This is a genomic window from Yoonia sp. (genome assembly GCF_036770585.1).
In the GTDB taxonomy this organism is placed as follows: Bacteria; Pseudomonadota; Alphaproteobacteria; order Rhodobacterales; family Rhodobacteraceae; genus Yoonia.
This window is the reverse complement of the sequence record NZ_DAIPIW010000012.1, coordinates 33,928-44,326: the sequence shown is the minus strand read 5'-3', so window position 1 is coordinate 44,326 and position 10,399 is coordinate 33,928. Positions and strand designations below refer to the sequence as shown.

Genomic DNA, 10,399 nt, shown 5'->3' with positions numbered 1-10,399 from the left:
ATCGGCGGCCCGCGTTTTTACGAACGGATGGAGATCAGGGATGCCATGGCCTATTTCCGGCTGGCGGTCTCGCCCGAGGATGATCTCGCGTTCGAGCGGATCGTGAACACGCCCAAACGCGGCCTTGGCGACAAGGCGGTGCAGTTGATCCAGCGCACGGCCCGCAGCAATGGCGTGTCACTTGTCGAAGGTGCGCGGCTGGTCTGTCAGGGCAAATTGCTGGGCGGCAAGGGGCTGAAGGAACTGGGCGTCCTTGTGGCCGCGATCGACCGCTGGAACGCGCAGGTTCGCGCCGAGGCCGACACCCATGTCGAACTGGCCGAGATGATTTTGGACGAAAGCGGCTACACCACCTTCTGGCAGAACGACAAAACGCCCGAGGCCCCTGGCCGTCTGGAAAACCTGAAAGAACTGGTCAAGGCGCTTGAGAATTTCGAGAACCTGCAAGGCTTCCTCGAACACGTCAGCCTGATCATGGAGAACGACAGCGACGATCACGGCGAGAAGGTCAGCATCATGACCCTGCACGCCGCCAAGGGTCTGGAATTTCCGGCGGTCTTCCTGCCGGGATGGGAAGACGGGTTGTTCCCCAGCCAAAGGTCGATGGATGAAAGCGGGCTGAAGGGCCTCGAAGAGGAACGGCGTCTGGCCTATGTCGGCATCACCCGCGCCGAAGAGGTCTGCACGATTTCCTTTGCCGCCAACCGTCGCGTCTATGGCCAGTGGCAATCCCAGATGCCGTCCCGCTTTATCGACGAATTGCCCGAAGATCACGTCGAGGTGCTGACGCCGCCGGGCCTTTATGGGGGCGGCTATGGTGCGGCAGGCATGTCGGCCAGCGCCTCGCCCATGATGGCGGGCATGGCGCGGTCCACCTTGCATGAAGAGGCCAGCCGCGCCGATGTCTACAACTCGCCCGGCTGGAAGCGTCTGCAATCGCGCAGCCAGCAACGCGGCATGACCGCCCCGTCCGAGGCGCGGAACATGACCATCGACCTTGACGCCACCAGCGCCTTTACCGAAGGGCAGCGGGTGTTCCACCAGAAGTTCGGTTATGGCGAGATCATGGGGATCGAGGGCGACAAGCTGGTCATCGAATTCGACAAGGCAGGCTCAAAGCATGTGGTGGCGAAATTCGTGGTCGGTGCCGATCAGGCGGATGACGTGCCGTTCTAATGTGTCAGCATCGGATAGAGTGAGATCACCAGCAAGACCGCCATCGACACGTTGAACACCCGCAACCGCCGCGCCGTGCCCAGCCAGCGCCGCACCTGCACGCCCATCCATGCCCAGACCGTGACCGAGGGCAGGTTGACGGCGGCAAAGACCACAGCCACCATCAACGACCCTGCGATGACGCCACGGTCCTGCGGCGCATAGGCGCTGATGGCGGTGATCGCCATGAACCACGCTTTGGGATTGACCCATTGAAAGGCCGCGGCCTGCAGGAAGGTGAAGGGCTTGCCGGTGACCTCTTTCGCCTCGGGCGGGACTGCGTTCGCGATCTTCCATGCCAGCCACAGCATATAGGCGGCGCTGACCACCTTCAGGACGACATTCAGGATCGGGTAGGTCTCGAAGACCCGCAAGAGGATGATCCCGACCATCGCCACCATAAAGGCATGACCCAGCGAAATCCCCAGCATATGCGGCACCGTCCGGCGCAGCCCATAGTTGGCGCCCGACGCCATCAGCATCAGGTTGTTCGGCCCCGGCGTGACGGAAGAGGCAAAGGCGAAGCCGGCAAGGGCGATGAGGATGTCGAATGTCATGGTCGGACCTTGCGCAGAAGTCATGTCCGAGGAAAAGAGCGCGCGCGAGGTCAAAAAAGAAACGGCCATGCCCGGGAGGAGGTGGGCATGACCGTTCTTTATTGCAAACGCCCCGCCTTAAAGGGAGGAGGCAGCGAAGCGTCTCTTCACAAGTCCGGCGCGGGAGGAGGTGCACCATCCTTGCGGTATTCTCGGTTCCACCCGGGAGGAGGAGGGAGGTTCCGAATTCCGTGCGGTGGCGACATTCGGGAGGAGGTGAATGTCGCCACCTATCTTGGCGACCCCGGGGCTAAAGGGAGGAGGAGGCCCGAGGGTCGTAGTCGGCGTTGCCTAAAGGGAGGAGGCGGCAGCGCCGAATTCCGGTTTCATTTGCCGTAGGCGGCCTCGTAGGCGATTTTCCGCAGCGATGTCGGGTCGATCCCCATATCGCTCAGGTCGCGGAATGTCAGCGTTTCCAGCTCACGCAGGGTGGTGGTATAAACGCGGCGCTTGCGGGCTGCTTCGGCCATCGCGGTGCGCAGCGCATCAAAGCGCGCGCGCAGCGACGGTGCGGCAGAGGTAAGGGTTTGGTTTACGACAGTCATTTTCGGTTCATCATCTGTTTTGCTGTGCGGTCATTGCCGCTGTTGTGACCAGTATGTAGGCGGATGCTGCAGCTGCACAATGCTTGCCTGCGCAATGCTGCTATGCAGCAAATGCATAAGCATCCCTGACGTATCGTCATAAAAACGATGTATTTTTATGCAGTCTGCCCGCTTGCGGGTTGCGCGGGCTGTTCGTTGCGCCAGATTGCTGTTAGCGCCCCAAAAAAACGTTGACGGAGAGGCCCTGCCATGAGTGCAAACCGCGATGCAATTCTTGAAGCCTTGTCACGGCTCACACTGCCGGGCGGACAAAATCTGGTCGAACGGGACATGATTCGTGCCCTCAGTGTCGATGCCGGAAGGGTGCGTTTCGTGATCGAGGCTGCCTCGGCGGAAGAAGCCTCGGGCATGGACGCGGTGCGGCGCGCGGCAGAGGATATCGTGCGGCGGCTGCCGGGGGTGACGGATGTGTCGGTCGTCCTGACCGCGCATGGACCCGCGGCAAAGCCCAAAGAGCCGCCGTCGCTGAAGATCGGCCGCCATCCGACACCGCAGGCCGGTCCGGCCAAGGTGGCGGGCGTCGACCGGATCCTTGCCATCGGGTCGGGCAAGGGCGGTGTCGGCAAATCCACGGTGTCGTCGAACCTCGCGGTCGCTTTGGCCAGGGCGGGGCGCCGCGTCGGCCTGCTCGATGCCGATATCTACGGGCCAAGCCAGCCGCGCATGATGGGCGTGAACAAACGTCCCGGCTCACCCGATGGCAAGACGATCATTCCCTTGCAGGCGCATGGCGTCACGATGATGTCGCTTGGCCTGATGATGGAAGAGGGCAAGGCCGTCGTCTGGCGTGGCCCGATGCTGATGGGCGCCTTGCAGCAGATGCTGGGGCAGGTGCAATGGGGCGAACTGGATGTGCTGATCGTCGATCTGCCGCCGGGGACGGGCGATGTGCAACTGACGCTCTGCCAGAAGTCCGACGTGACGGGTGCCATCGTTGTCAGCACCCCGCAGGATGTGGCGCTGCTGGACGCACGCAAGGCGATCGACATGTTCAATTCGGTCCGGACGCCGATTCTGGGGATGATCGAGAACATGTCGACATTCGTCTGCCCCAACTGCGGGCACGAGGCGCAAATCTTCGGGCATGGCGGTGTCGCCGCTGAAGCGCAGAAAATCGGTGTGCCGTTTCTTGGGGCGCTGCCCATCGACCTTGATACGCGGTTGGCGGGCGATGCAGGGACGCCGATCGCCGCGGGCGACGGTCCCATGGCCGAGGCTTACGCTACCCTCGCCCATCGCCTGATCGAGGGCGGCATGGCATGATCACGATCCGGCCTGCCGTCGCCGAAGATCGCAGCCGCATCTGGGACCTGCTGGAACCTGTCTTTCGCGCAGGTGATACCTATGCGGTGGACCCCCGGATCAGCCGGGACGACGCCATTGGCTATTGGCTGGATGCCCCGCGTGCGACCTATGTGGCCGAGACCCCGGACGGGATCGTCGGAACCTATTACATCAAGACCAACCAGCCCGGCGGTGGTGATCACGTCTGCAATTGCGGCTATATCGTCGATCCGGCGGCGCGCGGGCAGGGCATTGCGCAGGCGATGTGCGCGCATTCGCAGGATCAGGCGCGCGGTTTCGGATATCGCGCGATGCAGTTCAACTTTGTCCTGTCCAGCAACGCGGGCGCGGTACGCCTGTGGCAGCGGCTTGGCTTTGCGATTGTCGGCACCATCCCCGCCGCTTTCCGGCATCCGGCACTTGGCCTCGTCGATGCGCATGTGATGCACAAGACCCTCTGAACAGGTTTTCGGGAATGTCTGGAATCGCGCGGTGATTCCGTGGGACTCTGGCCCGTCACATCTATAAAACCTGCATTCTGCGATGCGGATCGCTGCCCGAGGGAAAATAATTTCCTTCCGCAAGATTTTGTCGTGCTACGTGAGTTTTACTATATGTGGTATGGTAAAACCCTTATATTCCCACCATGTTGCGCCAATTTGCGCCCCGGTCAGGTCGACGGCGTCCTGTCGGATTCCGGTGAAACCCAAAAGGTTCCATGAAATCCCAAAAAATTGTTGATCGATGACCAAAGCGGTGGCACAAGGGTTTCACGGTAATGACGAAATTGATTTCCAAAGGGGCGACTGAAGAACCCCAACCGGCGAAAGTAGCAGGTTTCATACAGGCTTCGCCATTACCCAACAGATCCGGCGCGTGAGCGAGCAGACATCCCCCCAGGTGGCACGCGCAGTCGGACTTCCCGCAAAGGGACGAGGGCGGCGGATTGATCAGTGGCAGCAGATCAATCCGCCGTTTTCACATCTGGACAAATTTTCCGGGGGGTGACGGGGCCGAGGGACAGTGGTTCTGAGTTTTACAGGCGAACACACCCAAAAGGTGGACGGCAAGGGGCGCATGTCGATCCCGGCCGATTTTCGTCGTGTGCTCGAAGCAGGCGATCCCGACTGGGCGCCCGGCCTCAACCCCCGGCTTTATCTGCTTTACGGCGATCACCTGAAAGAGACGCTTCACGTCTACACGATGGACGCCTTTGCCGAAATCGCCGATCAGATCAACGGCATGCCGCGCGGAGATGCAGCGCGGACCCGTCTGTCGCGTTTGATCCTTGGGCAATCCATCAAGCTCGAGGTTGACAAGGACGGGCGCACCGTCATGCCGATCCGCCAGCGTCAGAAGCTGGGGCTGACCGAGGGTGATGTCTATTTCAGCGGCGTCGGCGATCACTTCGAGATCTGGAAGGCCGAAACCTATGCAGGCACGGTCGGGCAGTCGATGGCCGAATGGCTGGACGCACAGCCCGATGATTTCGACCCCCTCAGCCTTTTGGGCACATAGGGGGGCATCATGTCGGCTGCCGCAGACACCACACCCCACATTCCGGTGCTGATCAGGCCGCTCATCGCAGCGGTCTCGCCGATTTCAGGGGTCTGGCTTGACGGCACGTTCGGAAACGGCGGCTATGCGCGCGCGCTGCTGGAGGCGGGGGCCGAAACGGTCATCGGTGTGGACCGAGACCCGCTTGCCTTCGAAATGGCAGCCCATTGGGTGCCGGCCTATGGTGACCGGATCGTGCTGGTGCAGGGCGTCTTTTCCAAGCTTGACGACTATGCCCGCGATCTTGACGGCGTCGTGCTGGACCTTGGCGTCAGCTCGATGCAGCTCGACCAGGCCGAGCGCGGATTTTCATTCATGAAGGACGGCCCGCTTGACATGCGCATGTCGCAGGACGGGCGGTCGGCGGCGGACATCTGTAACCAAACCGAGGAGGCGGACCTTGCTGATATCATCTATCTTTACGGCGAGGAGCGCGCCTCGCGCCGGATCGCGAAGGCCATCGTCGCGGCACGGCCGCTCGACAGCACTCTGGCGCTGGCGAAAGTGGTGGAAGGGTGCCTTCCTCGTGCCAAGCCCGGACAATCGCATCCCGCCACACGGACGTTTCAGGCGCTGAGGATTGCCGTCAACAACGAATACGGCGAATTGGCCGAAGGGCTGATGGCCGCCGAGCGGGCGCTGAAGCCCGGCGGCAAGCTGGCCGTGGTCACCTTTCATTCGGTCGAGGACCGCATGGTGAAACGGTTCTTCCAGCTGCGCTCGGGCGGGGCGGCCAATGCCAATCGCTACGCACCCGAAACCGAACAGGTCACGCCTGCCTGGCAGGTGGACAAGCGCAAGGCGATCGGCCCCGACGCACAGGAACTGGCGGAAAATCCGCGTGCGCGCTCGGCCAAGCTGCGTGTCGCGATCCGCACCGATGCCGCCGCAGCCCCGATCGATCCGCGCGATCTGGGCATGCCGATGACCAAGACGAAAGGACGCAAGTGATGCGTGGTTTGTTGTTTGTGATGACTGCCCTTGCCGTGATGGGGCTGGCGTTCTGGGCATATCAGGAAAACTACAAGACGCAGTCCGCCATCGCAGAGGTCCGCGACCTGCACCGCGCGATCGGTGCCGCCCACGAACGTCTGAGCGTCCTGAACGCCGAATGGGCCTATCTCAACCGTCCTGACCGCCTGTCCGATCTGGCGGACCTGAACTACGACCGCCTTGGCCTTCTGCCCTTGATGCCGGATACTTTTGGCACCGTCGGCCAGATCACCTATCCGCAGGCGCCGCTTCTGCCGATCACCGATCCGATCACGCTGTCCTCCGACAACGGCACTGCTGCGGAGGGTGGCCTATGACCCGCACCCCGCTGCGTCCGCTTGCAACGGTCCTGCACGCCCGCCAGAAGGGCGAGAACCCTGACGCGATCGAGGCCGCCAACAAGGCGCGCCGTCATGCCGCCATGGCCGACAAGCAAAGGCGCCGCGCCGAAGGGCGGCTGCTGGTGCTGGGGCTGGCCTTCTTCGTGGCCTTCGGTGTGATCGGAATGCGCATGGCGGCGCTTGCCTCTTCGGTTCCAGAAGAGCCGCGCGCGGTGGTCGCAGGCAATCCCATCATCGGGCAAAGGTCTGACATCGTTGACAGAAACGGGCGTATTCTGGCGACGAACCTGCAGACCCATTCGCTCTATGCCCATCCGCGCGACATGATCGACCCTGTCCGTGTGGCGCGGGAACTGGCCACCATCTTTCCCGAGATGGATGAAGCGGACCTGCTGAAGGATTTCACCGGCGACCGCCGTTTTCTCTGGATCCGCCGCCAGCTTAGCCCCGAGCAGATGCAGGCGGTGCATGACATCGGCTCGCCCGGTCTCCTGTTCGGTCCGCGCGAGATGCGGCTTTATCCCAATGGTCCCGTCGCCGCGCATATTCTTGGCGGTGCCAGATACGGCCGCGAGGGCGTCTCGTCCGCCGAAGTGATCGGTGTGGCAGGGGTAGAGCGGCACTTTGACAGCTTCCTGCGCGATCCCGCGAACGAAGGCGCACCGCTGCAACTGTCGCTCGACCTGACCATTCAGGCGGTGACGGAACAGGTGCTTGCGGGCGGCATGTCGATCATGAACGCCAAAGGCGCCTCGTCGGTTCTGATGGACATCCATACCGGCGAGATTGTCGCGATGGCCAGCCTGCCGGACTTCGATCCCAACAACCGCCCAAGCGTTCCCACGACCGGCGACCAGTCCGACAGCCCGCTGTTCAACCGCGCCGTGCAAGGCGTTTACGAACTGGGGTCGGTCTTCAAGATCTTTCCGATCGCGCAGGCGCTTGAGCTTGGGCTGGTCAACGCCGATACGATGATCGACACGCAAGGCCCGCTGACTTGGGGGCGGTTCCGGATCACGGATTTCCGCAACTACGGGCCGCGGCTTAGCACGACGGATGTGATCGTGCATTCCTCCAACATCGGGACCGCGCGGATCGCCATGCAGATCGGGGCCGAGCGTCAGCAGGACTTTCTGCGCAACCTCGGCTTTCTTGAACCCACACAGGTCGAGATGGTCGAGGCCCCGACCGGGCGTCCGCTGCTGCCGCGCAACTGGTCGGATATCTCGACGATGACGATTTCCTACGGGCACGGGCTGTCGACATCGCCGCTGCATCTGGCTGCCGGTTATGCCTCGCTCTTGAACGGGGGAACGCTGGTCCGGCCGACGCTTCTGCGGCAGGATAATCCCGTCCCCGGCCCGCGCGTGATCAGCGAAGCGGTCAGCGCCCAGTCCCGTTCGATGCTGCGTCAGGTCGTGACCAGCGGCACCGCCTCGTTCGCCGAGGTCGAGGGATACGCGGTCGGCGGCAAGACCGGCACCGCCGACAAGCCGCGTGCGGCGGGCGGCGGCTATTACGACGACAAGGTGATCGCGACTTTCGCCTCGGTGTTTCCGGCCAATGATCCGAAGTATATCCTGATCGTCACCCTTGACGAACCGTCGGAAAATTCCGGGGTCGAACCGCGCCGCACCGCCGGCTGGACCGCCGTTCCCGTCGCGGCCGAGATGATCCGTCGCGTGGCACCGCTGTTGGGTCTCAGACCACAGGTGGACAGGCCTCAACAGGTCGGTGTAACTCTCACCTCGAACTGATTGGGGGCGGGCGATGCGATCACTGGCGGAACTGGGACTGCGGGCGCGCGAAGGACGCGAGGCGCAGATCACCGGACTTGCCGTCGACAGCCGCGAGGTCAAGCCCGGATACCTTTTCGCCGCCCTTCCCGGTGCGCGGGTTCATGGTGGCGAATTCATCCAGTATGCCCTGCGGATGCAGGCGGCAGCGATCCTGACGGATCGTCAGGGCGCCGACATCGCCGCCGGAGAACTTGGCGCAAGCGGGGCCGCCCTGATCATCGCAGAAGACCCGCGTCAGACCCTGGCCCAGACCGCCTCTATCTGGTTCGGTCCGCATCCGGCGACGGTGGTTGCCGTCACGGGGACCAATGGCAAGACATCGGTTTCGAATTTCTGCCGCCAGATCTGGGAAGAGTTGGACATCGCCGGTGTGAACCTCGGCACCACGGGGGTCGAGGGGTCATGGACCCACCCGCTGGCCCATACCACGCCCGAACCCATCACCCTGCACCGCGTCATGGCCGAGGCGGCCCGCAACGGCGTCACCCATGTCGCCATGGAGGCGTCAAGCCATGGGCTGGACCAGCGGCGTCTGGATGGGGTGGTGCTGGCGGCGGCGGGGTTTTCGAACTTCACGCAGGATCACCTCGACTATCACAAGACCTTCGCGGCCTATTTCGACGCCAAGATGGGCCTTTTCCGCCGTGTGCTGTCCGAGGATGGCACGGCAGTCGTGAACCTCGATGATCCCAAGGGCCCTGAGGTGGCCGAGATCTGCGCGTCCCGCGGACAAGAGGTGATCGGCGTCGGGCGGCATCCAGAGGCGCGGCTGCGGCTGACCGGCCAGCGCTTCGATGCGACGGGGCAGGACCTGCTTTTCACATGGCAGGGCCAGCGGTGGCAGTCGCGCCTGAACCTTATCGGCGGTTTTCAGGCCGAGAATGTCCTGCTGGCGGCGGGCTTGGTCATCGCTGCGGGCGGCGATCCCGACGCGGTGTTCAGGACGCTCGATCACCTGCGCACCGTGCGCGGGCGCATGGAACTGGCGGCCACGCGCGACAACGGGGCCGCGGTCTTTGTCGATTACGCCCACACGCCCGATGCGATCCAGACAGCGCTGCGGGCGATGCGGCCGCATGTGATGGGCCGGATCGTCGTCATCGTCGGTGCCGGGGGCGACCGCGACACCACCAAGCGCCCGTTGATGGGCCGCGCCGCCGCCGAGAATGCGGACATCGTGATCGTGACCGACGACAACCCCCGGTCCGAAGACCCCGCCAGCATCCGTGCCGCCGTGATGCAAGGTGCCCTCGCCGCCGCTGATCCCGCCACCGTGACCGAGGTCGGCGACAGGGCCGAGGCGATCCTGCGCGCCGTCGACATGCTGGGGCCGGGGGATGCGCTTTTGGTTGCGGGCAAGGGGCACGAGACGGGGCAAACCGTCGGCGATGCCGTGCTGCCTTTCGACGATGTGGAACAGGCCAGCGTCGCGGTCGCCGCACTGGAGGGCCGGATATGAGCGCGCTCTGGACATCGCAAGATGCCGTTGCCGCAACAGGCGGCACCGCGACGAAAGACTGGCAGGCGACGGGCGTTTCCATCGACACGCGCAGCCTGCAGCCCGGTGATCTGTTTGTCGCGCTGAAAGACGTGCGCGACGGGCATGACTTTGTGGCGCAGGCGCTTGCAAGGGGGGCTGCTGCGGCGCTGGTCTCGCGGATTCCCGACGGCGTGGCTGCGGATGCACCGCTTCTGATCGTGCCGGATGTGCTGACGGGGCTGGAGGCGCTGGGCATGGCCGCGCGCGCCCGCACAAGGGCACGGATCGCGGCGATCACCGGATCGGTCGGCAAGACCTCGACCAAGGAAATGCTGCGCACGGTTCTGTCGCGGCAGGGCAAATGCCATGCGGCGGAAGCCTCTTACAACAACCATTGGGGTGTGCCGCTGACACTGGCGCGGATGCCTGCGGACAGCGATTTCGCCGTTGTCGAAATCGGCATGAGCAACCCCGGCGAAATCACCCCGCTGTCGCGCATGACCCGCCCGCATGTGGCGATGGTCACGAC

Annotated in this window: 11 protein-coding genes; 9 read left to right on the top strand and 2 right to left on the bottom strand. The window is 63.5% G+C overall.

Going from position 1 to position 10,399, the window contains the following annotated elements; translation table 11 throughout:
* Positions 1-1,176: ATP-dependent helicase (locus tag V7N12_RS04145; RefSeq protein WP_333712888.1), on the top strand; the 1,176-nt coding region annotated here is incomplete at its 5' end.
* Here the strand turns inward: V7N12_RS04145 and V7N12_RS04140 are convergent.
* Both V7N12_RS04140 and V7N12_RS04135 read right to left on the bottom strand, forming a co-directional pair.
* Positions 1,173-1,772 (bottom strand): LysE family translocator, encoded by a 600-nt coding sequence (locus V7N12_RS04140; protein WP_333712887.1) that lies wholly within the window; start codon positions 1,770-1,772, stop codon positions 1,173-1,175. The genes V7N12_RS04145 and V7N12_RS04140 overlap by 4 nt on opposite strands.
* Before the next feature lie 365 nt (positions 1,773-2,137).
* Positions 2,138-2,356 carry a DUF1127 domain-containing protein gene (locus V7N12_RS04135; protein WP_333712886.1) on the bottom strand — a complete coding sequence of 73 codons (219 nt, stop codon included), beginning with the start codon at positions 2,354-2,356 and terminating at the stop codon, positions 2,138-2,140.
* A gap of 249 nt (positions 2,357-2,605) precedes the next feature.
* On the opposite strand from V7N12_RS04135, the gene V7N12_RS04130 reads away from it, so the two are divergent.
* From V7N12_RS04130 to V7N12_RS04095, 8 genes are all read left to right on the top strand, one after another.
* The gene (locus V7N12_RS04130) at positions 2,606-3,679 is read left to right on the top strand and encodes an Mrp/NBP35 family ATP-binding protein (RefSeq protein WP_333712885.1); all 1,074 of its coding nucleotides are present in this window, start codon (positions 2,606-2,608) and stop codon (positions 3,677-3,679) included.
* Complete coding sequence (locus tag V7N12_RS04125) at positions 3,676-4,161, top strand: GNAT family N-acetyltransferase (protein ID WP_333712884.1); 486 nt, start codon at positions 3,676-3,678, stop codon at positions 4,159-4,161. Before V7N12_RS04130 ends, V7N12_RS04125 begins: the two co-directional genes overlap by 4 nt.
* Before the next feature lie 562 nt (positions 4,162-4,723).
* Positions 4,724-5,218 carry a division/cell wall cluster transcriptional repressor MraZ gene (locus V7N12_RS04120; protein WP_333712883.1) on the top strand — a complete coding sequence of 165 codons (495 nt, stop codon included), beginning with the start codon at positions 4,724-4,726 and terminating at the stop codon, positions 5,216-5,218.
* A 9-nt stretch (positions 5,219-5,227) separates the two neighbouring features.
* Positions 5,228-6,208, top strand: coding sequence for a 16S rRNA (cytosine(1402)-N(4))-methyltransferase RsmH (gene rsmH / locus V7N12_RS04115; protein ID WP_333712881.1), 981 nt, complete (start codon positions 5,228-5,230; stop codon positions 6,206-6,208).
* Positions 6,208-6,567 (top strand): cell division protein FtsL, encoded by a 360-nt coding sequence (gene ftsL / locus V7N12_RS04110; protein ID WP_333712880.1) that lies wholly within the window; start codon positions 6,208-6,210, stop codon positions 6,565-6,567. Before rsmH ends, ftsL begins: the two co-directional genes overlap by 1 nt.
* Positions 6,564-8,348, top strand: coding sequence for a peptidoglycan D,D-transpeptidase FtsI family protein (locus V7N12_RS04105; protein ID WP_333712879.1), 1,785 nt, complete (start codon positions 6,564-6,566; stop codon positions 8,346-8,348). The genes ftsL and V7N12_RS04105 overlap by 4 nt, the downstream gene beginning before the upstream one ends.
* 13 nt (positions 8,349-8,361) lie before the next feature.
* Positions 8,362-9,849, top strand: coding sequence for a UDP-N-acetylmuramoyl-L-alanyl-D-glutamate--2,6-diaminopimelate ligase (locus tag V7N12_RS04100; RefSeq protein WP_333712877.1), 1,488 nt, complete (start codon positions 8,362-8,364; stop codon positions 9,847-9,849).
* Positions 9,846-10,399, top strand: a 554-nt coding sequence (locus tag V7N12_RS04095) for a Mur ligase family protein (protein WP_333712890.1), incomplete at its 3' end; no start/stop codon positions are given. The genes V7N12_RS04100 and V7N12_RS04095, both read left to right, overlap by 4 nt.

Excerpts from the sequence above, each read along its gene's own strand:
- V7N12_RS04140 (WP_333712887.1), bottom strand. The coding sequence starts at position 1,772 with ATGACATTCGACATCCTCATCGCCCTTGCCGGCTTCGCCTTTGCCTCT.
- V7N12_RS04135 (WP_333712886.1), bottom strand. The coding sequence starts at position 2,356 with ATGACTGTCGTAAACCAAACCCTTACCTCTGCCGCACCGTCGCTGCGC.
- V7N12_RS04130 (WP_333712885.1), top strand. The coding sequence starts at position 2,606 with ATGAGTGCAAACCGCGATGCAATTCTTGAAGCCTTGTCACGGCTCACA.
- V7N12_RS04125 (WP_333712884.1), top strand. The coding sequence starts at position 3,676 with ATGATCACGATCCGGCCTGCCGTCGCCGAAGATCGCAGCCGCATCTGG.
- rsmH (WP_333712881.1), top strand. The coding sequence starts at position 5,228 with ATGTCGGCTGCCGCAGACACCACACCCCACATTCCGGTGCTGATCAGG.
- ftsL (WP_333712880.1), top strand. The coding sequence starts at position 6,208 with ATGCGTGGTTTGTTGTTTGTGATGACTGCCCTTGCCGTGATGGGGCTG.
- V7N12_RS04105 (WP_333712879.1), top strand. The coding sequence starts at position 6,564 with ATGACCCGCACCCCGCTGCGTCCGCTTGCAACGGTCCTGCACGCCCGC.
- V7N12_RS04100 (WP_333712877.1), top strand. The coding sequence starts at position 8,362 with ATGCGATCACTGGCGGAACTGGGACTGCGGGCGCGCGAAGGACGCGAG.